General features: G+C 50.0%; 19 protein-coding genes. 10 read left to right on the top strand and 9 right to left on the bottom strand.

Features of this window, described 5'->3' with window-relative positions:
* The first annotated feature begins 8 nt into the window (after positions 1-8).
* Entirely contained in the window at positions 9-959 is a 951-nt protein-coding gene (locus tag ACFSW8_RS17545; protein ID WP_377178901.1) for an ABC transporter permease, read from the top strand.
* A gap of 108 nt (positions 960-1,067) precedes the next feature.
* Here ACFSW8_RS17545 and trpD read toward each other — a convergent pair whose 3' ends face one another.
* The 5 genes from trpD to ACFSW8_RS17520 form a co-directional block, all read right to left on the bottom strand.
* Complete coding sequence (gene trpD, locus ACFSW8_RS17540) at positions 1,068-2,111, bottom strand: anthranilate phosphoribosyltransferase (RefSeq protein WP_377089850.1); 1,044 nt, start codon at positions 2,109-2,111, stop codon at positions 1,068-1,070.
* A gap of 112 nt (positions 2,112-2,223) precedes the next feature.
* Positions 2,224-3,192 carry a cysteine synthase A gene (gene cysK / locus ACFSW8_RS17535; protein WP_377089849.1) on the bottom strand — a complete coding sequence of 323 codons (969 nt, stop codon included), beginning with the start codon at positions 3,190-3,192 and terminating at the stop codon, positions 2,224-2,226.
* Positions 3,193-3,356: 164 nt separating this feature from the next.
* Positions 3,357-4,085 (bottom strand): phosphoadenylyl-sulfate reductase, encoded by a 729-nt coding sequence (locus tag ACFSW8_RS17530; protein WP_377089848.1) that lies wholly within the window; start codon positions 4,083-4,085, stop codon positions 3,357-3,359.
* Positions 4,086-4,192: 107 nt separating this feature from the next.
* Positions 4,193-5,914, bottom strand: coding sequence for an NADPH-dependent assimilatory sulfite reductase hemoprotein subunit (locus tag ACFSW8_RS17525; protein WP_377089846.1), 1,722 nt, complete (start codon positions 5,912-5,914; stop codon positions 4,193-4,195).
* A 36-nt stretch (positions 5,915-5,950) separates the two neighbouring features.
* Complete coding sequence (locus ACFSW8_RS17520; RefSeq protein WP_377089845.1) at positions 5,951-7,723, bottom strand: assimilatory sulfite reductase (NADPH) flavoprotein subunit; 1,773 nt, start codon at positions 7,721-7,723, stop codon at positions 5,951-5,953.
* Between the two features lie 211 nt (positions 7,724-7,934).
* On the opposite strand from ACFSW8_RS17520, the gene ACFSW8_RS17515 reads away from it, so the two are divergent.
* Positions 7,935-11,882, top strand: a complete 3,948-nt coding sequence (locus tag ACFSW8_RS17515; RefSeq protein WP_377089842.1) for a C25 family cysteine peptidase — start codon at positions 7,935-7,937, stop codon at positions 11,880-11,882.
* Between the two features lie 55 nt (positions 11,883-11,937).
* On the opposite strand, the gene ACFSW8_RS17510 is transcribed toward ACFSW8_RS17515, so the two are convergent.
* Positions 11,938-12,813: an AraC family transcriptional regulator gene (locus tag ACFSW8_RS17510; protein ID WP_377178899.1), complete on the bottom strand. Its 876-nt coding sequence runs from the start codon at positions 12,811-12,813 to the stop codon at positions 11,938-11,940.
* 171 nt (positions 12,814-12,984) lie between these two features.
* Between ACFSW8_RS17510 and ACFSW8_RS17505 the strand changes: the two genes are divergently transcribed.
* A complete protein-coding gene (locus ACFSW8_RS17505; RefSeq protein ID WP_377089840.1) occupies positions 12,985-14,193 on the top strand; it encodes a Tm-1-like ATP-binding domain-containing protein in 1,209 nt (402 codons plus the stop codon).
* A gap of 540 nt (positions 14,194-14,733) precedes the next feature.
* Here ACFSW8_RS17505 and ACFSW8_RS17500 read toward each other — a convergent pair.
* The gene (locus tag ACFSW8_RS17500) at positions 14,734-15,432 is read right to left on the bottom strand and encodes a PEP-CTERM sorting domain-containing protein (protein ID WP_377178897.1); all 699 of its coding nucleotides are present in this window, start codon (positions 15,430-15,432) and stop codon (positions 14,734-14,736) included.
* A gap of 285 nt (positions 15,433-15,717) precedes the next feature.
* Here ACFSW8_RS17500 and ACFSW8_RS17495 point away from each other — a divergent pair, with 285 nt between their 5' ends.
* The 7 genes from ACFSW8_RS17495 (at position 15,718) to asnS (ending at position 25,486) form a co-directional block, all read left to right on the top strand.
* Positions 15,718-18,855 (top strand): PVC-type heme-binding CxxCH protein, encoded by a 3,138-nt coding sequence (locus ACFSW8_RS17495; RefSeq protein ID WP_377089835.1) that lies wholly within the window; start codon positions 15,718-15,720, stop codon positions 18,853-18,855.
* Between the two features lie 56 nt (positions 18,856-18,911).
* Positions 18,912-20,363: a sialate O-acetylesterase gene (locus ACFSW8_RS17490; protein ID WP_377178895.1), complete on the top strand. Its 1,452-nt coding sequence runs from the start codon at positions 18,912-18,914 to the stop codon at positions 20,361-20,363.
* A 111-nt stretch (positions 20,364-20,474) separates the two neighbouring features.
* Positions 20,475-22,244 (top strand): signal peptide peptidase SppA, encoded by a 1,770-nt coding sequence (gene sppA, locus ACFSW8_RS17485; protein WP_377178893.1) that lies wholly within the window; start codon positions 20,475-20,477, stop codon positions 22,242-22,244.
* Between the two features lie 120 nt (positions 22,245-22,364).
* Positions 22,365-22,553 (top strand): hypothetical protein, encoded by a 189-nt coding sequence (locus tag ACFSW8_RS17480; RefSeq protein ID WP_377089832.1) that lies wholly within the window; start codon positions 22,365-22,367, stop codon positions 22,551-22,553.
* A gap of 30 nt (positions 22,554-22,583) precedes the next feature.
* Entirely contained in the window at positions 22,584-23,300 is a 717-nt protein-coding gene (locus ACFSW8_RS17475; protein WP_377089831.1) for a thioredoxin family (seleno)protein, read from the top strand.
* Between the two features lie 65 nt (positions 23,301-23,365).
* Positions 23,366-24,100 (top strand): DUF4328 domain-containing protein, encoded by a 735-nt coding sequence (locus tag ACFSW8_RS17470; protein WP_377089830.1) that lies wholly within the window; start codon positions 23,366-23,368, stop codon positions 24,098-24,100.
* A gap of 30 nt (positions 24,101-24,130) precedes the next feature.
* Positions 24,131-25,486: an asparagine--tRNA ligase gene (asnS, locus tag ACFSW8_RS17465; protein WP_377089829.1), complete on the top strand. Its 1,356-nt coding sequence runs from the start codon at positions 24,131-24,133 to the stop codon at positions 25,484-25,486.
* 83 nt (positions 25,487-25,569) lie between these two features.
* On the opposite strand, the gene ACFSW8_RS17460 is transcribed toward asnS, so the two are convergent.
* Positions 25,570-25,989 carry a DUF2721 domain-containing protein gene (locus ACFSW8_RS17460; protein ID WP_377089828.1) on the bottom strand — a complete coding sequence of 140 codons (420 nt, stop codon included), beginning with the start codon at positions 25,987-25,989 and terminating at the stop codon, positions 25,570-25,572.
* Between the two features lie 116 nt (positions 25,990-26,105).
* Complete coding sequence (gene hisF, locus ACFSW8_RS17455) at positions 26,106-26,873, bottom strand: imidazole glycerol phosphate synthase subunit HisF (RefSeq protein ID WP_377089825.1); 768 nt, start codon at positions 26,871-26,873, stop codon at positions 26,106-26,108.
* Positions 26,874-26,903: the final 30 nt, after the last annotated feature.

Genomic DNA, 26,903 nt, shown 5'->3' with positions numbered 1-26,903 from the left:
TTTTCACTATGGCTAAAGAACCATCTCCAACAATTATTGAAGGCAGCTCACTTTGGCACGACGCTTGGATTCGCCTTTCTAAAAACAAACTAGCCATAGTAAGCATGTGGATCGTTATCCTGATTGTCCTAGCATGCTTCATTGGTCCATTCATCTATGGCGTAGATCCAAACCATGGAGAGCTCTCTAACAAGCTACTTCCTCCTAGCGCCGAATATCCCCTTGGCACCGACCAAATTGGAAGAGACCTTCTAGCAAGAATACTCTACGGCGGTCAGATTTCACTCCTTGTAGCATTCGCGGCAACCGCTATATCCGTAACAATAGGTATCGCCTATGGTGCCATCTCAGGATACGTTGGAGGTAAAATGGATAACACAATGATGCGAATTGTTGACGGCCTATTGGCCCTTCCGTTCCTAATTATCGTGATTCTATTTCGCGAAGTAATTAGCGGACACATCGAGACGATGGGTAAATTTCTCATAAACGAACAAGGTTGGGACCGAGATTTTGTTCTTCGCTACCAGAACATCATTCCCCTTTTTATTGCTATTGGAGCATCTGGCTGGCTCACAATGAGCAGAATTGTCCGTACTCAAACGGCCTCTCTCACGCGTTTAGAATACGTTGAAGCCGCACGCTCCCTCGGGCTTGGCCATATTCGAATACTCTTCCAACACATTATTCCTAATACTCTTGGTCCTATAATCATTTTCACAACTCTCACTATACCCAGCTTCATACTATATGAAGCAGCACTCTCCTTTTTGGGGCTCGGAATCGAACCTCCTAACAGCTCTTGGGGAAAGCTTATTCAAGAGGGCGCAAACTATCTAGAAACAAACTTTACAGTCCTCTTATTCCCGGCACTAGTCTTCTCGATAACTCTATTCGCCTTCAACTTCCTTGGCGACGGCTTGCGTGATGCACTCGACCCCAAAGCTTCAAAGGACTAAGCTGAGGAAGCTAACAAACTAAAAAAGCGCAGAGGATGGCCCTCCGCGCTTTTTTTTATGAATACTATCGAGGCCAGTTAGAAACCTAGGGTCCAGCCTTAAGCCCCACTATTTAGCCACAGATTGCAATAACTGGAGCCTCTCTAAAGCCCGGCCAGAATCAATAAGTTCACGCGCCTGAGACACACCTGCAGCAATGTCTTCGGCAATGCCTGCACAGGCTAATCCCGCACCAGCATTCAACAAGACCATGTCACGCTTAGGCCCTAATTCCTCCCCTGAAAGAATCGCCACCAGAATCTTGGCATTTTCCTCAGCATCACCACCACGCAGAGCCTCTTCATCACACACATCCAACCCCAACTGATCGGGACTCACCTGCAGCTCATGCATAGACCCGCCTTCAACTGATTGATAAATGGCAGTCTCGCCCATCAAACTCATTTCATCCACTGGTCGACCGTCAGCCGTCTGACCACTCACAATCCAAGAAGACTTTCTCCCAAGCTTATTAAGAATCTCGCTGAACACTGGACCCAGCGCATGGTCACAAACTCCAATAAGTTGGCACTCAGGGCGCACGGGGTTAAGTAATGGCCCAATCAAATTAAAAATCGTGCGGATCCCTTCTTTCGCTAGTTCAGCGCGCACAGGAGCCACCGCCTTAAATGCAGGATGGTACATCTGGGCAAACAGAAAACCAACACCAGCCACATCCAAACACTTACGAAAAGTCTCAGGACTAATATCTAAACGCACTCCCAGAGCTTCTAGAACATCGGCGCCGCCACTTTTAGAGGTGATACCACGGTTGCCATGCTTCACCACTGTCGCACCACCAGCAGCAATCACAAACATGCTCGTAGTAGATACATTGAACAAGTTTAGCTTATCTCCACCCGTACCACAGACATCGATTGTCGGCCCACTAAAACGCATTTCAGCAGTACCTGGGTCGACCGCACGCTCCAAAAAACATTCCACGAATCCCGCAATTTCAGCAGGAGTCTCCCCTTTGCTCGCAAGCCCTTTGAGAAAGGAAATCTTCTTCGCTACATCAGCCTGCTCGTCTAGCAAATAATCAGCCGCCTGCGCAATCTGATCCATCGACAATTCCTGCCCCGATTCTACCGTCTGAATATGTGTGTCCATAATAAATGAAAAAAATGCCCCTAACCGAATGATATCCAGCTAGGGGCAATAAATGCTATTCGTCGAGAAAATTCACGCAGCAACCACTACCTCATGATCCCGACTCAATACCTTATTCGATCTCACTTACAGGAAGGTTCGCAACTTCTTCACGAACTGCTTCTGCAAGCGGAGTAGAAAGGTAACGCTCAGTGCTAGAACAACCGATGGTCACGATCTTCTTGCCCTTTGCCTCAGGGCGCTTTGCCACCTGAAGTGCCGCCCAAACATTCGCTCCAGTAGAAATACCTGCTGGAAGCCCTTCTTCCTGTGCAAGCTTCTGCGCTGTCGCAAATGCGTCTTCGTTAGTCACTGTGATAGTACCATCAACAATGTCGGTGTTGAGGTTCCCAGGAATGAATCCTGCTCCAATCCCTTGAATCTTATGTGGACCAGGCTGACCACCACCAATCACCGGTGAATTCTCAGGCTCTACAGCAATCGTAGTGAAGCCATCCTTACGGCTCTTGATCACTTCTGAAACACCTGTGATAGTGCCACCAGTACCAACACCCGCTACAAGGAAATCAACGTCACCCTCAAGTGCTTCCCAGATTTCCTCAGCTGTTGTCTCACGGTGAACCTGCGGGTTTGCTGGGTTATCAAACTGAGACGGACCAAATGCTGATGGGTCTTCTTCTAAAAGCTGCTTAGCCTTGGCAATCGCTCCACCCATCCCCTTAGGCCCAGGTGTCAATACAATCTCCGCACCCAAAAGACGTAGCAAAACACGACGCTCAAGTGACATTGTTTCAGGCATTGTTAGGATACACTTGTATCCCTTTGCACGCGCAACAAATGCGAGAGCAATACCTGTGTTACCAGAAGTTGGCTCGATGATCGTGCCGCCCGGCTTGAGTGAACCATCCTTTTCAGCCGCCTCAATCATCGACTTACCGATACGGTCCTTCACGCTGAAAAGCGGGTTGAAAAATTCACCCTTCACGTAGATCTCAGCATCGAGACCTTCAGTGATTTTATTCAGCTTAATCAATGGGGTATTCCCCACTGTCTCTACCATGTTTTGTGCTAAAATACCCATAGTGTTAGTGTGTTTAAAATTGAACGCGTTGACTCTCCCATCCAAACTGCCGTTTGACCAGTGGGAAATTAGAAAAATTGTGCCATCCGCCAGTTACATAAAAAAACGCCACTTCCCTCATGAAATGGCGCTCAGAGCTTATAATCTATCAGAAATATATTACTCTAGATCTGATAATCACTGCTGCCATTATCTAAATGCAATCCACATTCATACTTTTGGCCGCCATAGCGAGTTTCCTCAGCACTCATCCCTTCAGTTGCTGGCACGGTGGAATGCCAGTCACCCATAGTTACGTATCCTTCTGCTTCGAGAGGGTGCTTCGGCAACTCATGCATGTGATAGTACACATTCACTTGTGCATCGGCCCAGTCGAGAATCGGGTACGCCTTGATTGTCTTGTTCTGCTGTTCTGCAAAGGGACGATCCTGACGTGTACTGGATTGCGCACGGCGAAGACCAGAAAGCCAGATATCAGCACCGATGTCTTTGATCGCACGATCCATTGGCTCCACCTTGTTGATGATGCCGTACTTCTGGTTCCCCTCTTCACCTTGCTCCCAAAGCTTTCCGTAGAGCGCTTCTTGGCGCGCTGCAGTCATCTTTGGATTGTAGACACGGAGATCGATATCGAAACGCTCCATGAGAGTCTCGATGTACTTGTAGGTCTCAGGGAAAAGGTAGCCAGTGTCAACAAACGCAACTGGCATCTTCGGTGCGTTTTCACTGATCAAATGCAACATCACAGCCGCCTGCAAACCAAAGCTGGTAGACGCCATGACGCGGTCTCCATAGGTTTCATAAAGCCACTTGATGCGCTCGCCAGCCTTCTTAGCTCCGAGCTCAGTCGCGATAATTTCTGCATCTGTTAGTTTCTGTTCTGCTGCACTCATGATTAGTGATGTCTTTTGTCGAGGACGGCATCTTCAGTTTCCCAAAGATGCCGTATCGACGGTTCAAATAGTTGGGTGCTCAGCCACTTGGACTGAGCGGGTATCAATTAGGAAGGAAATGCTTCCGGCTTGATGTTCTTGTGGAAATCCAAACCGTTTACTGTCGCTTCAACGTAACCAGCACGGATCACAAAGTCACCGAAACGCTCACCGTCTTGGCGGTTCTTCGCGTAGTCTTCGATGATTGGTTTAAGAACTTCTTTCGCGTCCTTACCGAGGATGTCCTGACGGTAAAGCTTGTTGAGACGCTGGCCTGCGTGCCCACCACCGAGGTAGAGGTTGTAGCGGCCAGGACCACGACCAACGAAGCCGATCTCTGCGAGGAACGGACGGCCACAGCCGTTAGGACAACCAGTCATACGAATCGTGATCGCATCGTGACGAAGGCCACATTCTTCCACTACCTCTTCAAGCTCAGTGATAAGCTCTGGGAGGTAACGCTCAGCCTCAGCGAGTGCGAGCCCACATGTTGGAAGCGACACACAAGCGATGGAGAAGAGACGTAGCGCTGAACGCTCGTGACTCTTGAGAATGTTATACTTGTCGAGAATAGCTTCGATCTCAGCCTTCTGGTCAGCTGGGATGTTAGAAATTGCTAGGTTCTGGTTCGCTGTGAGACGAAACTCACCTTTGAGCACCTTAGCAATTTCACGAAGGCCAGTCTTCACTGGGAATGCCGGGGAATCCACCACGCGACCACCTTGAATGAAGAGGTTGAGGTGCCAGTTGCCAGTCTCGTCTTCGTGCCAGCCGAAGTTGTCACCATTTGTAGTAAACTCGTATGGACGCACAGGAGCGATCTCATAACCGAGGTACTCGTTGAGCTTCTCTACAAACCACTCTGTGCTGCGGCTGTCGATGGTGTACTTCACACGAGACATCTTACGGTCACAACGATTACCGAAGTCACGCTGCACGAGAATCACCTTCTCAGCCACATCCACCACCTGCTCTGGAGTACAGAAACCGATGATGTCTGCGAGACGTGGGTAAGTAGTTTCCACACCGTGAGTCATGCCCATACCACCACCAACTGCGATGTTGTAGCCGATGATCTTATCGCCATCTTGAATCGCGATGAAGGAAAGGTCGTTCGCGTGGATGTCACAGTCGTTTGACGGTGGGATCACGATCGCAATCTTGAACTTACGTGGAAGGTAAGTCTTGCCGTAGATTGGCTCTACCACTTCCTCGGAAGAGATCACCTTTTCCTGGTCGAGGAAAATTTCGTGATACGCGCCACCTTGTGGAAGGAGGTGCTCAGAAATGTCTTTTGCCTGCTGAACCATCTCAGCGTGAGACTTACTGAGGTGTGGGTTCGGGTTACACATGACGTTACGGTTCACATCGCCACATGCTGCGATACAGTCGAGAGCAACCTTGTCCATTTCCTGAACGGTGCGCTTGAGCTGGGACTTGATCACACCGTGAAGCTGGAATGCCTGACGAGTAGTGAGCTTAAGTGTGTTGTTAGCAAAGTTCTCAGAGATCCAGTCCATCTGGAGCCATTGCTTGGGTGTCACGACTCCACCCGGAAGGCGAACTCGCATGAGGAAGCTGTATGCTTTCTCGAGCTTGTGCTTACGGCGGTTTGCACGGAGGTCACGGTCGTCCTGAACGTAGCAACCATGGAATTTCACCATCTGTGCGGAACCTTCAGAGATACCGCCTGTTGAATCGTCAGCGAGTTCTTCAGCTAGGGTGCCACGAAGGTAGTTAGACTCCACCTTGAGGTATTCGTTTGCTGATAGTTTTTGTTCTTCGCTCATAAAATTTGTGTGAGTTGAGATTGGTAAAATGAGAGATTAGTAGACGTCACGCTGGTAACGCTTCTCCTTCTTAAGGGATTCGATGTACGCAGCTGCGTCATCGGCTGACTTGCCACCGTGCTGGGCAACGATATCGATCAGGGCTTGGTTCACGTCCTTCGCCATGCGTTCTGCGTCACCACAGACGTAGAAGTACGCACCAGCTTCGAGCCATTTGTAAATTTCTTCACCTTGCGCAAGCATCTTGTCCTGCACGTAAACTTTCTCTGGCTGGTCGCGAGAGAATGCTACGTCGAGCTTGCTGAGAGCGCCTGACTTGAGGTGGTCCTGAAGTTCAAGCTGGTAGAGGAAATCGTAAGTGTAGCGTTGGTCGCCGAAGAAGAGCCATGTTTCGCCCTTTGCTTCAGTTTCGCCACGCTCTTCGATGAAGGCACGGAATGGTGCGATACCCGTACCTGGACCAACCATGATCACTGGCTTGTTCGTGTCTTCAGGAAGACGGAAGTTCTTATTCTTGTGCACGTAAACCTGTACCTTCTCACCTGTCTTCGCTTCGTCAGCGATGTAAGTGGAAGCGACACCCTTGCGCTGCTTGCCGTGACCTTCATAACGCACTGCTGCGACAGTAAGGTGCACCTCACCTGGATGAGCCTTCGGGCTGGAAGCGATAGAGTAGAGACGTGGAGGAAGCTTACGAAGAATGCTCACAAGTGCCTGAGCGGAAAGCTTCTGCACTGGGAAGAGTTCGAGGAGATCAACGATCTCACGGCCCCATGCCCAATCTTTAAATTCAGCCTTCTTCTCGTCACTCACAAGCGTGCCGAGTTCGTCGGACTTGCAGAGTTCGAAGTACTTTTTCGCCACAGCGCGGGATAGCCCTGTGATATCGAGTTTGTAGGTAAGCGCTTCCTTGAGGTCACACTTGTCTTCGCCCTTAAGTTCAACCTGCTCAGAACCTGTAAGGCCTGATGCTGCGAGGAATGCTTCTACCACGTCAGCTGCGTTGACTGGCACTACAGCAAGAGCATCACCTGCTTCGTAGTCGAGACCGGAACCTTCGAGATCGAGCTCGAGGTGGATAGTTTCCTTAGCTGAACCTTCTCCATTGAGCACCAAGTTTTCAATCACTTCTGCCGGGAATGGATTCTTACGACCATACTCAACGGCTGGAGCTGCTCCGAAGGCTGCTAGGTCAATCTGCGGTGCAGCCCCTGTCTCAGCAGAACCTAAAGCAGCAAAAAGCGCATCCTTCCATGTCGCGTAGGCTTCATCAAAGTCCACGTCGCAATCAACGCGCTCCGCAACACGCTCCGCACCTAATTTCTCAAGCTGAACATCAAAATCTTTACCCGTCTGGCAGAACTTGTCGTAGGAGGTGTCCCCTAGCGCGCACACTGAAAACTTCACACCCTTAAGATTGACACCCGCTGTCATGAATTCTTTGTGGAATGACTCAATGGCCTCGGGTGGTTCACCGTCGCCCCAAGTGGAAACGATAAGACCAATGTGCTCAAACTTAGCGATGTCCTTGACGGAAATGTCAGCCAGATTCTTCATGACAGCTTTGAACCCCTTCTTCTTTGCTTCCTTCACTGTCTTATCAGCAAGGGACTCAGAGTTGCCGGATTCAGTACCGTAAAGAATCGTCAATGGCTTGCTTGCCGCTGGCGCAGCTGCCACTGAGCCACCCGCTGCAGGCGCAGCTAAAAAACCGCTGAGCCACGCGCGCTGCTCAGGCGAAAACGTCTTAACCAGCGCCTCGAGTGCCGCGCGCTGATTCTGGTCGAATGGTGCGTGAGATGGTATCATGATCGTGATAGAGTGGTAAATACCTTACAAAGTTGCTAAGTATTATTATGTTTACCGATGCGGGAGTAAACACCCGGATTTACGATCGCGCAAGCTCTTTTGGAAGAAACCATAAACAGGTGTAATATATCGGAGACTTTTGCCGTTACTTAGCGGCGATTGAAACGATCCAACCTTACACACCTAGTAAGAACGCTACCACACACCTATTATGAAGCTTAGTACCCAAATGGCCACCTTGGCGCTCTGCGTTTGCGCCGGATATTACCTTGCCCCCACCTTTATCAAACCTGTCCACCCTGAGCAGGTATCTGCCGAGTCCCCAACTCCAGCTAATGAACCCGGGCTTAAAGAAAGTGGGCCGCCCGCTACAAAGGAAGAGACGCCCTCCTCAAAACCTACACCTCAGCCGTCATCCATTGCCCTTCCTATAGCGTCCAAAAATGCGCCACCAGCAACCCAGCAACAAACTCTACCAACTAAAACTAAAGAGTCACAGCACCCCATCTACTACCCAGCGTATACATCAGACGCACTCGGCGCCGCTATCCCCCACTCACTACAAAAGGGGCAACGAATCAGCTCAGAGGTCCTTGCCGCCCACAGAAAGCAAGCACTCGCCACTGCTCCCGGCAAAAAAATCCTAGATAACCTCAAACATGGCCATGCCGCCATCATCCCACTCCAAGGGCTCAAAGGACGCTTCCTCCATATGACATTGTTAGATAACAACGTCATCAGCGGAGATACCATCGGTCGCTCACACATCTCTGGCATCTACTTTGCCAAAGCAAACGGAGAAATCCTCCCGCATCAAAACTACAGCTTCGCCACCGAGGGAAATCTTCACCCTTACTACGGGCAAGACCCCGCCTCCATGATGCTCAATGGCAACAACGGCCGCTTCTGGAGACCCGCCGATGGACGGAAGTTCCCCTACCACTTCAGTATCGACCTGAAAAAGCCTCAGGACGCCGACTTCCTCGTCATTGCTCGGAGAGAACCAACCGGCTGGTTACCATTCTTCAAACACTTTGAACTAGAACTCTCAGATTCTATCGACCCGAACCCCTCAGCAGCTCTCAAACTCAATGCCAACCACTATGTCACAAATCTCGCGGCGGAAGAACAGCTCAAAGGCAAACCACATATCGCCCTCTCCGATGCTCTCGGAGTTATCTCCCTTCGCCACTACGATGCCACCCTCATTAATGGCGTCCTCTCTTGGTCACTCTGGGCCGATAAAGAACTCCACTTTCACCCCGTCATCCGCTTCAAATCCCCAAATTCCAACCTCAACGCGACAGCCACCTTCAATTTCAAAAAATACAAGATCTCTGACGGACAATTCGCCACCCCACTCAAATCAACGCGTGCTACCCGCTACCAACTCACTATCCAAGCCCCTGAGGAAGCCCTCAGAGAAATCCTAGCGGTCGATCTCATCCCCACATCCCAGCTGGCAAACTACCAATCACAAACCACCCCCGCTCCAATCACACTTACCGAACCAGACCTCAGCAAAATCCATCCAGAAATTGTTAGGAAGATGGAAAAGGTCGCCGGCGGCCATTACGATATCCGCACCACTATCCCACAAAAAATAAAAAGTGGCCAAAATGGCTACCTCATCATCACCAGCGAAGAAAAACGCAAATCCCTCACTAGCCTCGATGCCTTCATCCGTCACAAACTAGCACGTGGCTTTGACATTCAAGTCATCACCGAAAAAGATTTTGGCGGCGGCACCGGGCAAGATGCCGCAAAAAATATCCGCGCTTGGCTCCAAAAGAATCACACCCAAAGAAACCTCCTCTATATCCTGTTCCTAGGAAACCCTCACCCAAAACTTGGTGACACCCCCTATAAGCTAGTCGGAGATAAACTCTGGCCCACAGACTACTACTACGTCGACCTCAGCGGAGATTGGGATAAAAACAATAATGGCATCTTTGCCGATGACGGTGACTACGGTGAAGGTGGAATCAATGGCGAACCTGATGTCTTTGTTGGTCGCATCCCATTTTACGGCGTGGACGCAGCCATCGGTAATGCCAAGCACGTCGATGCCATCTTAGAACGCGTAATCCGATACGAGAACCAAGCCGGTGACCTCGCCTGGCGCCACAACATTTACTATGCTGGAGACACCTTCGAGCGCACACAGAACTTCTACTACGAGTACCTCAGTCATAACGGAGCCCAGCTCACCCGCCACACGCACAGCCCCAACCTTATCTATAGCCCGGATATCGACCATTACCGTCAACACGAAACTATCCGCGAACAAAATGCCGGGAAGTATGGATTCGTCTACTACCAAGAGCACGGCTCCCCCTGGGGAATTGGAATGATGTCCACTGGCGGATCCGGGCAATTGTCAGATGAAGTGCCTGCTGTCTATGCCCTCGGTGGATGTGACGTGGCTAGCCCGGAATTTCCGGAAAATGTCTCATTCGCCCTCCTCCGTAATAACGGAGTCGCCGTCTACGCCGGGACCCGTTCAGTCTGGGCCTGTAAACAACACGGCTGGGCCAAACACACAAAGTACTACCCTCGCCTCTTCTTTGGCATGAGCACCGGTGAAACACTCTGGACCACCCGCGCCGACCAAACCCGAGGCACCACCATTGGCGGAACGAACTTCCTCATCAACCTCCTCGGTGACCCATCCATTGTGCCTATGCCAGAAACAACTGGTGAAACACTATCAGTCTCCCCCGCATTCCCTATCCGCCTCACAGCCATCCAGGGTGACCCATCCCTCCCCAGTGTTGATTATGAGGTGCAAAATAATGGACCCACCACCCAGCGCTACACCATCAAAACCGTCCCAGGACTCAAAGCTGATATAAAGTCATGTGAGCTCAAACCCGGTGACTTCAAACGCTTTAAACTCTCCATCGATGCTCCCGAAAAATTAAGTACTGGAAGCCACGAGTTCCTCATGCAAATCGCTTCCCCCTCTGAAAAAAAGCAGGTCACCTTGATCGCTGACATCATTGAAAAGTCACAAGTCTATGCCAATAACTTCGACAGCCCAGTCGGCTTTATCGATAAGGATAGAAAACCCGCCAAGATCCCAACGGAGCAATCCCTCACTAAAGGCGTCTCAGGCTCAGCCACCAACGTCACCCAATTCAAGGCCCAACTCAAGACTCCACACTGGGGCAATAGAAAAAGCTACACCGTCAGCTACTTCCAAAAAATTCAATCCCCTGGCAACTACGACCTGATGCGCACTGGGCCAATCTCATTCCTCCTTAATGACGGTAAAGTCAAAGTCTGGAAGCGGCCTGCCGGTTGGGTCTATGGACCAAACCCAGGTGCGAAAATCTACGACGGCCCAGCCTACACCCCCGACAAATGGCAACATGTTGCCGTCGTTTTCGACCGCCCAAATCAAACACTCACCATCTTCGTCGACGGCGAATCACGTAGCCACCAACTCAACTATGCTGATACGATTAGCTTCGATTCCAAACAATTCGAACTCACCCCCCGCAATGGTACGAGCTTCGCATTAGATGAACTCAGCGTCTATAACTACCCACTCAGCAATAGCGAGCTCGGCCTAGTACAACGACAAAATTTCGTAGCACCAACCATGCCCATCGAAAACACGAAGATTAATCCCTCTAACGTCGTGCTGAGCTGGAACAACTCCAGTAAACATAATGCAAAATTAGAAGTCAGTACCGACCCCAACTTCCGTAGAGTTCTCATTACAAAAAAAGCTAAGCAAGGAGCTAAGGTCAGTGGCCTGAAAAATAATACCCGCTACTATTGGCGTGTGAACCACCCAGTAGGTAGCAGCTTCCGCACATCATCTATCACCCGGAGCTTCACCACCGATAGCAATATCAAACCTCAGGACTTCACCATCAAAGAAATCAAACTACCAGCCTCACCCGTCGGAGTCTCCGGATATAACAAACGACTCAACCCATTCATCAATGGTGCTGATAGAGAGCTCGCACGTAAGCTGACATTCAGCAAAATGAGCGGCCCTGAATGGTTGCGTATCTACCCAGACGGCCTCCTATTCACAAACTACGGACCGACACCTGCAGATAAAGGAACAAACACCTTCAAAGTCAAAGTCACAGCCCCTGACGGCACCACTCAGGTCGCTGAGTTTAACATTGAAGTTCAATAAACTTCACCAACTCTCACTGAGTCCAGCGATCATAAACCGCTGGACTCACCTTCCACTAATAAGAGGCCTTGCGGTGCTCACTGGGCCTACAGCCTACCCACTTACTGAAGACATTCGAAAAGTGGAAGGCGGACCGATACCCTACCGCTTTCGCGATCACCTCAATCTTATCCTCTGTTGTCGCAAGCAAGGAACACGCCTTCTGCATGCGTAAAAATGTTAGATGCTGCACAGGACTACGCCCAAGTTGTTTTTTACAGAGCCTACGAAGATGTTCTTCACTTAAGCAAGCCAGCTGCGACAGACTTTGAAGCGTCCAGTCTTGCTCTAGATTTTGCTCTACCACATTCCATAACTTCCACAAACGGTTATCCGATTGGTGTGGCTGCGCAAAACTCATCACATAACCATGCATTAACTCGATCCAGTGGTGCGTCGCCGCCTGCCCCCCAACACTCTCGGTTTCTTCTATCAAACCCTGGATCGCCCTTGCCAGCGACCAACCATGAAATGATCCAACCACTGGCGAGATCTCTGAAACAATGGGATTACTCTCTTTAGATTCAATGTAGCGAACCCAACAAAACCTCCAAGGCTTACCTTCTATCTTCTTGAATGCATTCGTCACAAAGGGCGGTAATAAACAAGCCTGACCAACGCGTATCGTCTGCCACCTACCATCAGCTAAAACCTGCCCCTCCCCTTCCAAACACGCCATCATAAATGTCCCTGATTGCTCCACCCTCGAAACCTTCAAGCCTTCCCCAGCTTTAATTACAGCTGCGTGCAATATATTATATTTCCCCAATGCTTGGCATACCGGGGCCTCCTCCAGCCATTCCCTTGAGTCCGATTCCGATGCCCTAACCACACTAATCTGCGTCCCTGAGCCGAATTCCCGATAGTTGCGCGTTGGTTTGGAAGAAGCCATACTCGTGTAGTAAAACCAACAGGCAACCTAGCGTCAACCCGATAGATCAAATAGCTTCGACAGATCTTAATGTGTGTTTTACATAGTAAGATGTTGAATCTCACCGCTACCCACCATCGTATCTTCTGGTTTAAACTCACTCAAATTTAATAAACAACGCGCACACCCACCATGAATATTGCAGTACTAGGCACACTCGACTCGAAAGGTTTCGAACACGCATTTGTTGCCGACCTCATCAAAGCAAAAGGCCACACAGCCATTCTTATTGACCTCGGCACTGGCGGCCCAGCGCAGGTAACCCCAGACTTCACCCGCTTCGATGTCGCCCAGTCAAATAACACAGACCTACAAAGCCTTATCGACCGCCAAGATCGCGGCGAATGCGTTGTCGCGATGTCGGAAGCCGCACCACACTTTGTCTCGAAACTTGTCGAGGATGGAAAAATTGACGGCATCATCTCACTTGGTGGTGGTGGAGGAACGGCTCTGGGTACCTCAGTCATGCGAGCTCTCCCCATTGGTTTTCCTAAAGTGATGGTCTCCACTCTCGCTAGTGGCAACACCGCTCACTATGTCGGAAGTAAAGACATCGTGATGATTCCCTCCATCGTTGATGTCGCAGGCTTAAACCGCATCTCCAAAAAAATCTTCACCCAAGCCGCAGGTGCCATCTGCGGAATGGTTGAGTCAATCCAATCAAATGACTCAGATGCCAAACCTCTGATTGTCGCTAGCATGTTTGGTAACACTACCGATTGCATCAATCATGCTGCTAAGGTTCTAGAAAATGCGGGCTATGAAGTCCTCATCTTCCACGCCACGGGGATAGGAGGCAAAACAATGGAAAGCCTCATCGAGAGCGGCATGGTCGCTGGAGTCCTCGATATCACCACTACCGAATGGGCAGACGAGTTGTTAGGCGCCACACTCTCAGCTGGCCCCACTCGCATGGATGCCATGAGTAAAGCTAAAGTACCAACTGTAGTCGCTCCTGGTTGCCTCGATATGGCAAATTATGGCGAACGCGAATCCCTCCCCTCAGAACATGAGGGGCGCACGCTCTATATCCACAACCCTCAGGTCACTTTGCTGCGTACTAATGCCAATGAATGCGCTCAACTTGGAAAAATTCTCGCGCAAAAAGCCAATGCTAACCCCGCTCCGACTGCCATCCTCAACCCACTAAAAACAGTCAGTGTCATCTCAGCCGAAGGACAACCATTCTACGACCCTGAAGCGGACAAGGCCCTCTTCGAAGCTATCCATCAGCATGCCAAAGTCGAAGTCGTCGACTACGATGAAGAAATCAATAGCAAAACCTTTGCCGAAGCCGCAGCCAACAAATTACTCGAACTCATGGCTCAGAACCAAAGCTAGTACCACATACTTCGTTATTCAGAAGAGTCAGATGACAGTAAACTTTGTTCAGAAATCAAGACGCGATTTAGCAGTCCCACACGCGCGAGATGACTGAAGAGAAACGTTGATCTATAAACAAAGAGCCCGAGTCTACCCTTCTTTCGTGTAGCGCATTGCATCAAGCCGCCCACAATCAACATTTGTCTTTTTTGAGATGCGATTTGGTATCACAAACCTAGCAAACCACTTCACCCTCACAGAAATGCCGCCACTGAGAGTGTACCCAGTAGCGGCTTTTTCTTCCCCTCAAAACATTCCGGCGACGCAGCAATCTCATGCCACGCCGCCGAGTCCCAACAAATGCTGATACCCCAGCCTGTGCCATTCCACTAAACCTCCCCCCCCACTACCTGCTACCCGAAAGCGCCCCCAGACAAAGGCACACATAGTGGCTCTCACACATCGATATATGCATAAACCACATATCCACGCACGCAGTAAGCACGACAAAACCACCCTCACCAATAGGTAAAGGTGGTAAAATTTCGATCAGTATTTCTACTTGCGACGTCGCAAAATGAGCGCCATTCCGCCCAGCCCTAGCAATGCGCTTACTGAGGGCTCAGGGACAGCTGTGATAGTAAAAGCTGATACTGCAGCAGCTCCACTTCCAGGGGCCTTCTGAATCGTCAGAGTAAGGTTGGTTCCCTCAGAGCGAAGACCTCGCAGCCAGACAAAAGTATCACCTGTACCATCGTGGCTGTTGACCGCTGTGATCCCACTATTATCAGTTCCTAATGCACCATACAGAGTATCAGTATTGGTCGTATTCGCCACAAATGCATGACCAATAAACACATCATAGCTAAGGTTATCATCTAAGCCAGTAAGACGAATCTCAGCAGTACCATTAGAACCACGACCAAACCAGTCAGTGAGGTTTGAATCGTTGAAATTGCTGGTCTGACCAGACACCTCAGCTTCCGTAGCCGCGTCATTATTGCCGAACTCGAAACCTGTAGCTAATACAGTCACACCAACGTCATCAACCACAACACCATTGCGATCTAACACATTGCCTGCAGTAATGGTTTCACCTGCACCATTAGTCAGAGAATTAATGGTTTCCACCACATTATTTGAGGCTGTGGGGCCGAGGTCAAATCCCATGCTCGTGCCAGCCACTAATGTCGCAGCACTGGAGCCCTGAGTTAATATCCCTGTCATGGCTAACGCCATTGAGAGTTTCTTTTTCATCGTTGTATTGTTTTTTATTGGGGTATCAATTTCGCGTGTGAATACCACTCTGGCACCCAAGGGGCACGCGAACTTGCAACCCTCTCTTTATAAAGACTTAAATCCCCATAGTCCATATACAGACTCGAACCACAACATACACATTATCCACATTCTCAGAAAACGCTCAGAATTCTATTCGTGTGGATTACACATATATCCTTGTTGAATAAACGTTGCGCAATTTGCCGATTTTTAAGGTATAAATAAAAGATCTTACTGTTCCACAGGACACCTAACACAACTATGAAAAAGATTACCATCGCACTCCTGGGTCTCGCATGCTCCTACGGCAATAGCCTCTACGCTAAGAAAACCCATTCCGGACGTACTCAAGCCAACAGCCCAGAACAAGAACTCGCCAGCTTCGAAGTCCAAGATGGCTTCGTCGTTGAATTAGTGGCTTCTGAAGCCAATGGTGTCGTCAACCCCATCGATATCTCATTTGATGATGCGGGTCGCCTCTGGACCCAAACAGCCCGTATGTACCCGATGGATCCCGTCAAGGACATCAAGTGGAACCAACTACTTCGCCTCATGGATAATCCTGCCGAACAGGAAAAAAATCCTGAATTCAAACGCATCAAAGACCTCTACCAAGGTAAAACCAAAGGAGAAGATGCCATCCTCGTACTCACAGGAATCTACCCTGGCCAAAAGGTAAAAACCCACACATTCGCCAGTGGCCTCGCCATCCCTCAATCCATTCTACCTTATAAGAATGGCGCCTTCGTCGCTCAAGGCTCTGAGTTCTTCTATCTCAAGGACACCAATAATGATGGGAAATCAGATAAGCGCATCCCAGTCCTCACTGGCTTTGGCTTTACCGACACCCACACCATGGCCCATTGCCTTGTTCGCGGCCCCGGTGGCTGGCTCCACTTCACCCAAGGCGCCCTCAATAAAGGTGAAATCACAGCAGTCCGATCCGGCAACTCCATCCGCATGGACTACTCTAAAAATGCGAAAGTCTCACTCGATGGTAACAAAATTGAACTCATCAATGCAGGCTTACAGAATATTTGGGGCTACACCCTCCAAGCTAACGGACAATGGTTCGGTACAGAAGCCAATGACATGGGCTGGTCCGTCGTCCCAATGGAAGAACAAACAGCTTACAAAGGCATCGGCGGAGAACGCATTCGTTCATACCAACCATGGCTCCCAGCATTGCACAGCTTCCGCGTCGGAGGCACCGGAATCTCTGGCCTCGCATTCTCAGAAGACGGAGCCTCAGGATTCCCAGAACAATGGAAAGATGTCGCCATCATGGCCGACCCCATCACGTCTGAGCTAGTCTGTGTGCGGATCCGCAGAAACAAAGATGGCTCCGTCTCAGCCGAGCACCTCAAACCACTCCTCAAGTCTAAAGACGACTGGTTCCGCCCCGTCCACCTCGAATTCGGTCCAGATGGATGCCTCTACGTGGTCGATTGGTACAATAAAATTGTCTCCCACAACGAACTTCCAACTACCCACCCAGATCGTGATAAATCACATGGCCGCATCTGGCGCATCCGCCATAAATCACAAAAGCCACGCCCCATCCCCAACCTCATCAAAACCAAAACAGCTGACCTTCCTAAGCACTTAGAAGCTGAAATCCTCTGGGAAAAACGCGCCGCCTGGCACCAAATTGCCGACCGTTCAAAGGATGAAACTAAAACTCTCATCCCCAGCCTCATCAAACTCGCTGGTGATAATACTAAAGATGCTACCACCCGCATCCACGCTCTTTGGTCACTCGAGTCCATCCAACATTTTGATGAGCCCCTCATCTCAGCTCTACTCAAATCCGACGAACCTGAACTAAAAAGAGAAGCTGTCCGCTCACTCGCACGCTTCGGTCTCACCCCTGCTAAAGTAGCCAGCCTCATCAATGGCTTCGAAGAAGATCCTGATGCCATGATCCGCTCTCAAGCGCTACGCACACTCGCCGACCTCGGAAAAGCTGATCACGCCACTATCAAAATGCTGGTAAATGCCTGTAAGCGTGAACTCGCTGGCGACAATCTCGGAGGCCCCTATGAACGCAAATTCAAACGCTTCCTCGCACGCAAAGCCCTCGAGCAATACCCGAGCGAACTCGAAAGCTTCCTCGCCACCGATGAAGGTGCAAGCATGCCCCCTACTAACTTACTGTGGGCCACTCAGGCCCTACCAGATGGTGGTAAAAAAGCCTTCCTCGCTATTTGGGCTAAAATCAAAGCAAAACCGATGAATGACTCCACCTTCGTCGTACTCGCAAGCCTAGCAGGTCAGAAAGCCATTGCCACTGAGCTCATCCCAATGTTTGCAAACCCGAAGAATGCGCAGACCTATGTCGAACTTGCTCTCAAGAATCAGGCAGATGTCCAGTCCGACGCCTTTGCCCAGCTCATCAGCCATTCACTCGAGCACCTCCTCAAAAGCTCCGAGCCCAAAACACAACTCAAAGCATTGGAGGCTATGCTCACACTACGTGTGACCCCACTCGCTCCAAAAGCTGCTGAACTCTACCGCTCAAGCAAAGAGAGTGCCGTAAAACTCGCTGCGCTCAAAGCTCTCGATCTCGACCGCGCTAAATTCGCAGATCTTTTCATCCAAATCATCAATGACAAAGAGGCATCTACTGACCACCTTCGCCAAGCCATCTATTCACTTGGCCGTTCACCCAATGGCAAGCAACGCAATCAAAACCGTGATCTCATTGCTGCGATGATCAAGCAAAACCCAAGTCGCAAAATGGCAATCCTCGAGACCCAAGCGCAATCCGACCACGGCCTCTACCAATTACGTGAACTCATCGACGCAGGCGTTCTCACAGACGAAGATATTGATTACAACACTGCTGACCGCATGCACTTCGCACTCAAACACCAGAATAGCCCTACAGTCCAACGAGTCCTTGATAAGGCCACCAAAAAACATCTGGCCGCTCAAAAAACAGCGAAAGAACGCATCCCTAAACTCATCCAACTCGCAGAGAAAAAAGGAGGCAACCCAGCCTCCGGCAAGGCCATCTTCACTGGAATGTGCCTCAGCTGCCACCAAGTTGGTGATGAAGGCACTGGTATCGGCCCCGCTCTAGATGGCTCAGCCAAACGCGACCCCGAAGCTCTTCTCACAGCTATCTTCCTCCCTGACGAAGCCGCTGAGGGTGCCTACGTCCTCTTTCGAGTACTCGAAAAAGACGGGACCATTCACGAAGGACTCAAGGTCAAGTCAGATGGCGCAGGAGTCACTGTTGCTTTCCAAGGTGGTGAAAAACGCTTCATCCCACGCAACCAAGTAAACCGTGAAGAACATGCCGGCTCTCGTTCCTTCATGCCTTCAGGACTCTTCGACGCCCTGCCCGACCCAATCCTCGAAGACATCATGGCCCACGTACGCACCCTTAAGTAAGTGGCCGACAATCTTGTAGCTTGAAAGCTCAGAAGATTGTTGAGAGTAGTATCGGTATGTTCCGCACAACACTACTCCTAACATCCTCGCTAGGCTGCGCCTCACTACTAGCTGAGATCACCACCCCGTCGTTCATTTCAGACGGGATGGTACTCCAACAAAAAACAAAAGCTAAACTGTGGGGCAAAGCCACTCCCAATCAATCACTCAGTGCCAAACTCGGCTCCCAAACCCTAACGACGAATGTCGACAAAAATGGTGACTGGTCTCTCACCTTCGAAAACCTCAAAGCTTCAACCTCACCACAAACCCTCACCCTGAGTTCAGGTGATGATGAAAAAATCATCAATGACGTGCTCGTCGGCGAAGTATGGATCGCCAGTGGCCAGTCAAACATGGAATGGACCATGGCTAAAACTGATGGCGCTCAAGAGGCTAAAACCGCCAATGATCCCCTGCTCCGAGTGTATGTCTCGTCAAATAAAGCGATTGGCACTCCACAATATGACCTCAAAGGAAATTGGAAAGCCACTGCTCCCGAAAATACACCCAGCTTCACCGCTGTAGGTTACCAATTTGCAAAAAAACTTCGCTCCGAACTACAAGTCCCTGTCGGCATCATCGAGACTGCTTGGGGCGGCAAACCTGTCGAAGCATTCACCTCCGCCGAAGCAATCGCTCAACTACCAGCAGCCAAAGCTCTCGCCGAAAACAAAGCCAAACAAATGGCTAACTATCAAAAAGCTATGGCTAAACGCCCCAGTGACGCAAAAGGTAAAGCCCCAGCGAACCCTGGCAACAACCCAAACCTCCACTCTAACATTTACAACGGACACATCGCCCCGCTCGTAGGCTACGGCATCCGTGGAGCCATTTGGTACCAAGGCGAATCAAATGCCCGCCCCAACACCGCCCCCCTCTACGCTGACCTCCAAGCTGGCATGATCCAAGACTGGCGAACACGCTGGGGCCACGAGTTCCCATTCTATTACGTACAACTCGCCAATTTCGCAAAATGGAGAAACGGCCTCAATTGGGTCATCGTCCAAGACCAACAACGCAGAATGCTGCAATCCGTTAAGCATACCGGCATGGCTGTCACCAATGACATAGGTGACCCGAAAGATATCCACCCTAAAAATAAAACAGATGTGGGTAAAAGACTCGCACGCTGGGCACTTCATAACGACTACGGAAAAACAAACCTCGTAGTCTCTGGCCCACTCTTTGCCTCGGCAAAAACAACGAGCAACAGTATCGAAATCTCCTTCGACCACGCAGAAGGACTCACCACACGTGACAAACACGCACCAAAGACCTTCGAAATCGCAGGTGCTGACGGAAAATGGGCACCCGCAAATGCAAAGATCCAAGGCAACAAAGTAATCCTGACCTCTGACACTATCTCAAAGCCAATCCACGCACGCTATGCTTGGTCTAACAACCCTACTGAAGCAAACCTCGTAAACAAGGAAGGGCTTCCAACCAGCTGCTTCACCACGCAGTAAAACAGCTCCTACATCAAATTTAGAAGAAGCTCTCAGCCACTGAGAGCTTCTTTTTTATTCGCGATGCAACGGCCATTTTGCTACATCTTCTCCCTTCCCAATAGAATAGCTATGATACGAAATACCGCGCTCATCTCCGCACTTATCTGCTCCCCACTTTTAGCAGCTCCAACCGTTGCAGTTTACGACCTAGACGCACCAGTCACAGAAAGTGGTACTCAAGCGTCCAACCCATTCCTTCTCGACAGCCCAGAACGCCCACTGACCCACTTCGATATTATTCGTAGCCTCAATCAAGCTCTCACTGACGATGAAGTACCCGCCGTGGTTCTCGATATCGATGGCGCCCAACTTTCTCTCGCCCAAGCTCAAGAAATCAGAGCCCTCCTCCAACAACTTCGCGCCGCAAATAAAGATGTCTGGGTGTACACCGAATACCTCACTCCGATATCTGCACTCATCGGAAGTGCTGCAAACCACATGACACTCATGCCCGCCGGCGATGTGCAACTTCAAGGGCTCTACGGAGAGTCCCTCTACTTCAAAAACCTCCTCGATAAAGTCGGAGTCAAAGTCGAAGTCGTCCATATCGGTGACTTTAAATCAGCAGGAGAAACATTCTACCGAGAAAGCCCCAGTGAATACGCAAAAAAACAAGAAGACGCCCTCCTAGACTCCGTCTTCTCCCAAATCGTCGAACAAATATCCGAAGGCCGCAAGATCCCGCCAGCAAAGATGAAAGAAATCATCGACCTCGGCTCAATTACCCCACAACAAGCACTCGAATTTAAACTCGTAGACCACCTCGAGTACCGCACTAACTTCATCAATAATCTCAGGGAACTCCACGAGGATGAGACAAAATTCGATGACAGCTATGCCCTTCCAGACCTCAATGGCCCAGAAATCACCGGCTTTTTTGACATGATGAAAATACTCATGAGTGCTGGAAAGGAAAAAAAACTGAACTCTCCCTACATCGCCGTTGTCCCCCTCGAAGGTACAATCACCGACGAATCGATCGCCAAAGCGCGCCTAGAGATCCTCAAAGCAACCAGAAACACACACTGCAAAGGACTTGTCCTTCGCGTGAATTCACCCGGCGGATCCGCACTTGCGAGTGACGTGCTCTGGGAAGCTACCTCCCAATTCAAAAAAACAAAACGCCCATTCGTCGTTTCAATGGGTGGAGTCGCTGCCAGTGGCGGTTACTACATCTCCGCTGCTGCTGACGAAATCTATGCCGAGCCTGGAACCATCACTGGCTCTATCGGAGTGGTTGGCATGAAACTCGTCATGGGTGACGCTCTCGATAAGTTAGGTATCAATGTCCACGCCTCAAAACGTGGTAAACACGCAGACATCCTCAATTCCACCCGCCCCTATACCGACCAAGAACGAGCCATGATCAAACAATCCATGCTCGAGGTCTACGCGAACTTTAAACAAAGAATCGTCGATGGCAGAGGTGATAAACTCAAAGGCCAACTCGAAAAACTCGCGGGCGGTCGCGTCTACTCAGGCGCTGATGCCAAATCTGTCGGACTCGTCGACAAACTAGGCGGCTTACAAGACGCCATCTCACGTACAGTCGAGCTCTCAGAAGCGAAAGATGCCAAAATCCTCATGCTCCCGGAGCCCAAAAACCCTTTTGATGGCCTCTTTGCTGTGCCCGAAAAAGATGAACATGAATTCATAAGCGCCGCACCCACCCGAAGCCTTCAAAGTATCTCACTTTCTAGCAGCGATCTCCTCACAAAAGAACTTCGCCAGATGCTGCCACTCTCACTTAGCCAGCAACTGCACGAATTCTCAAAACAACTCAAGTCTATCCAAAAAGACCAAATCCAATTGCTCAGCCCAGCACTTCCAAAACTCTAGAGCCAACCCACAGCATGCCCAAACCCCATGGGCCCCACTTTTGGCGAATCTTGAAATAGCGCATTCCCACCCTCAATCCGATGGTGGGAATTTTTTATCTCCTCCATGCGTCACACATACATGAGACTTCTCATTCTGTGCACCACTCTCCTATCCTCTCTGGCCTTGATCGGCTGTCACGCCAGCCCCCCATCCTACCCAGAAGAGCTTGGCCCCGCTAAATTCCATAGAGACCTCACTCAGGCCACCCAACTTTCAAAACAATCTAACAAACCCATCTTTGCACTCTTCCAAGAAGTTCCCGGGTGAGCTGGATGCAAAAAATTTGGTCGTGAGGTCATGGCCCATCCCATCATCGTCGATGCCGTAGAGCACAGTTTTATCCCCCTGCTTGTCATCAATAACCAAGCTAGCGACAAAAAAACTCTCCAAAAATTCAATGAACCCGCTTGGAATTATCAAGTTGTTAGATTCCTCGACTCCCAAGCTCAAGACATCCTACCGCGCAAAGACAAAATTTGGTCACTCGAGAAACTTGTCCCAAGAATGGTCGCAGCACTCAACAAATCCAAACAACCAATCCCTCCCAATCTAACCCTCCTTGCCCAAGAGCTCGATACCAACAACCACGGAATCGCCGCTTTTTCTCAACATTGCTTCTGGATTGGTGAAGCAAAACTCGGAGCAATCAAGGGCGTCATCACCACCGAAGCAGGCTGGATTGGTTCAAATGAAGTCACCCTCGTGCGTTATCACAAACCCACAATCAAACTCAAATCGCTCATCAACCAAGCCCAGAACCTCCACTGCGCTAACCACATTTATCTCCCAAAATCACCCCCATCACTCACAAATACCAATTCCGCCTACCGCGAGCTCAACCTACATACCTACAAAAAAGCCAAGAACTCTGACCAAAAACGCCAACTCAAAGGCACCCCCTACAGCAAACTCTCACTCACCCCCGCCCAATCAACCAAGCTAAACGCCTATGCGCGTACCAATCAAAAAGCGGCCCACTCTTTTCTAACTCACGAACAAAAAAACTCCCTCTAACTCTAACTTGTACACAATTTCTACACGCACTTGTCATTCATTTCCGAGCTGCTATGCCCATGAATATGTCTGAGTGGCAAAACCCATATAGTGTCGGAACATCAATGCAATCCCTCTCTGGTGGATCTATCCGCGACGACCTCTCCTCACGGCATGGCACCTTCAAGGACATACGCCTCATTACGCATCTCGCAGTCGCGTGTCTCTCTGTGGAAATACTTTTAGCTGCAATCTCAACCGGCTTTAACATCACAGCTATCCTCGCTGAGCACAATGGCTCACTTGACCAACTTTACTGGGATGAACAAGGTAACGATAGCATCTTCAGCCATTCATGGGACTATCTCGCTGACACCACCCTCTATGCCTATTGGATTGGACTCTTTGTTTACCTCATGTGGGTATACAAAACTCAGCGCAACACTTGGGCTCTGAGCCCAGATACTGACCGCCCAAGCTACACACCAGCATGGGCCGCAGTCTACTATCTACTACCTATCGTGTGCCTCTTTAGACCATATCTAATAATGAAAGATGTATGGCATAGAAGTGCTTCCACCACCCACTCTATCATTAACATATGGTGGACACTCTGGATCATCTCCATACCGGTATCCGCCATTGCCACCCACTTACTTGATTCTGAAGATTCGGCCTTTCTCACAGCTCTGACATGGAGCTCTATTGATGACCTTATCATCATCACCTCAGTTGCTATTCAGATACGTATCATCAAACAGATCACTCGGAATCAAAGGCTTCTCGCCGAAGGCTCAGATTCTCTGACACTCAATCATTGATATTCACCCCTCCCTTGCTAGATATCAGCCATGCGCACACTCATTAAGCACGCTCTCCACAGTGCCCACGCTATCGACCCGATCACCGTCAAAGGCTGGGTACGCACCCGTCGCGACTCCAAAGACTTTTCCTTCATCGAACTCAACGATGGCTCTTCTCTCTCTAACCTCCAATGTATCTGTGATGCTGACATACCTGGCTACAATGATATCCATAAAATGACCACTGGAGCCGCCATCGCAATCTCCGGGAAACTCGTCGAATCACCAGGTAAAGGTCAAACTTGGGAACTCCAAGCCAGTGCCATTGAACTCATCGGTGATGCCCCAAGTGACTTCCCTCTCCAAAAAAAGGGTCACACCCCAGAATTCCTTCGCTCAATCTCCCACCTGCGCCCAAGAGCAAACCTCTACGGCGCCGTTTTCCGCATGCGCTCTCGCCTCTCGCGCGCCATCCACCGCTTCTTTGATGAGCGTGACTTCACCTACGTCCACACCCCCATTATTACAGCCTCAGATTGTGAAGGTGCCGGTGAAATGTTCAGAGTCACTACCCAGTCAGATGACAAAAATCCCGAGCAGGACTTTTTTGGTAAAAATACCTTCCTCACTGTCTCAGGACAACTCGAAGGTGAAGCCTTTGCCACTGCATTGTCTAACATATACACCTTTGGCCCAACATTCCGCGCAGAAAACTCACACACCTCTCGGCACGCTGCCGAGTTTTGGATGGTCGAACCAGAAATGGCATTCTGCGACCTCGAAGGCGATATGGACCTCGCCGAAGAATTTGTAAAATACCTCGTCGAAGATGCCTTGGAAAATAACGAAGGTGACCTTCAGATCTTCAATAAGTTTGTCGACAAGGGACTCATTGAAAGACTCAAATTCGTCGCCGAGCGACCATTCCAGCGCGTCAGCTACACTGAAGCCGTCGAGATACTTCGAGCTTCTGGACAGAAATTTGAGTACCCAGTAGAGTGGGGCGTGAATCTCCAGTCTGAGCACGAACGCTATCTAACCGAAGAGCACTTCAAGTGCCCTACGACAGTCTATAACTACCCCAAAGCGGTGAAGCCGTTCTACATGCGTACCAATGATGACGGTAAAACCGTCACTGCTATGGACCTTCTCGTACCTGGTATCGGAGAAATCATTGGCGGAGCCCAGAGGGAAGAACGTCTCGAAGTCCTCCAAGCAAATATGCTCGAACATGGCCTCAGTGACGAAGACTATTGGTGGTACCTTGATCTACGCAAATATGGTACCTGCCCACACGCAGGCTTTGGCCTAGGCTTCGAGCGCATGCTCATGTTTATCACAGGAATGAAAAATATCCGTGACGTCATTCCCTTCTCCCGTACCCCCGGGCACTGTGAGTTCTAACAAACTTCTTCAGCCTATTCAAATAAGCGCCCCCCACTCACCGCAATCCCAACTTAGACTGCGACACAGAAGCCCACTGAGACCTAATCACACTCTCTACCCGGCTTCTTCCCTGTCTCGTCTAAAAGAATCTTGAGCGCTCCGCCAGATATATAGGCCTCCCTTACCAAAGCCACTAAGGACACCCCCATCAAAAGCAATGCGACCCCAAAAAAGAACGTTCCTTGCTGCACACAGTCTAACAGCATGAGCCCCATTGACACCACGCACAATGATAGGCTCAGCGCACCACTCACCTGCATCCACCGAATCAACTTCAACCGCCGTCTCAAGTTCGTGATTTGAGCAAGTAAGGCTGAATCACAATGTTCAGGCGACTGAATCCAATCCGTGTGTAATTTCCGAATCAATGCTGATAGCGCCAAAAATCGATTAGTGTAGCTCAAAAAAAGTAAGCTCACGGCAGGAAACAATAATGCAGGTGTTGATAGATCAATGGTCATCGTCTCTCCTTACTTAGATGTCTTGAAACCAATTTCCAACAATTGCTCCCATTTGTCAAAATGTGAGCACGACCAGCGCTTCCCAGCCAACTCCTCTAACGGCTCGCCAGCCTAAGCTACTGGCATGTGGGGCGCACGGGGATACCGTGTTCAGAAAAATAATCTTTCGCTTCCCCTACTGTGTGTTGGCCAAAGTGGAAAATACTCGCTGCCAAAACCGCATCGGCTTTCCCCTCTTCCAGAACATCAACCATGTGCTGGAGATTGCCAGCCCCACCACTCGCTATCACAGGAATCCCAACAGCTTCACTGACCGCAGCTGTGAGCTCAATATCATAGCCATCCTTAGTCCCGTCAGCATCCATACTTGTCAGAAGGATTTCTCCAGCACCGCGATTATAAACTTCCTTAGCCCACTCAACAGCATCAATGCCCATAGGCTTACGACCACCATGAGTATAAATCCCCCACTTTCCAGGTCCCTCCTTCTTGGCGTCAATCGCACAAACAATACATTGACTTCCAAATGCTGCAGCCCCCTCGTCAATCAATTGAGGATTGATGATGGCAGCCGTGTTGACTCCCACTTTGTCTGCACCAGCTAACAGCATCTCGCGCATATCCTCAACTTTACGAATGCCCCCCCCTACCGTCAGAGGAATAAAGCAATGCTCAGCTGTCCGGCGAACCACATCCACCATCGTATCGCGTCCATCCGAAGATGCCGTGATATCTAGAAAAACTAACTCATCAGCCTCCTGCTCATTATACGCAATGGCACATTCCACAGGATCTCCCGCGTCACGAAGGTCCACAAAATTCGTCCCCTTCACTACGCGACCATTCGTCACATCCAAACATGGTATTATCCGCTTTGCGAGCATGCCGCGACTTAACGCACGATTCCCTACTTG

This window comes from Rubritalea tangerina (assembly GCF_042683245.1).
Classification (GTDB): domain Bacteria; phylum Verrucomicrobiota; class Verrucomicrobiia; order Verrucomicrobiales; family Akkermansiaceae; genus Rubritalea; species Rubritalea tangerina.
This window is presented reverse-complemented; position numbering and strand designations above follow the sequence as displayed.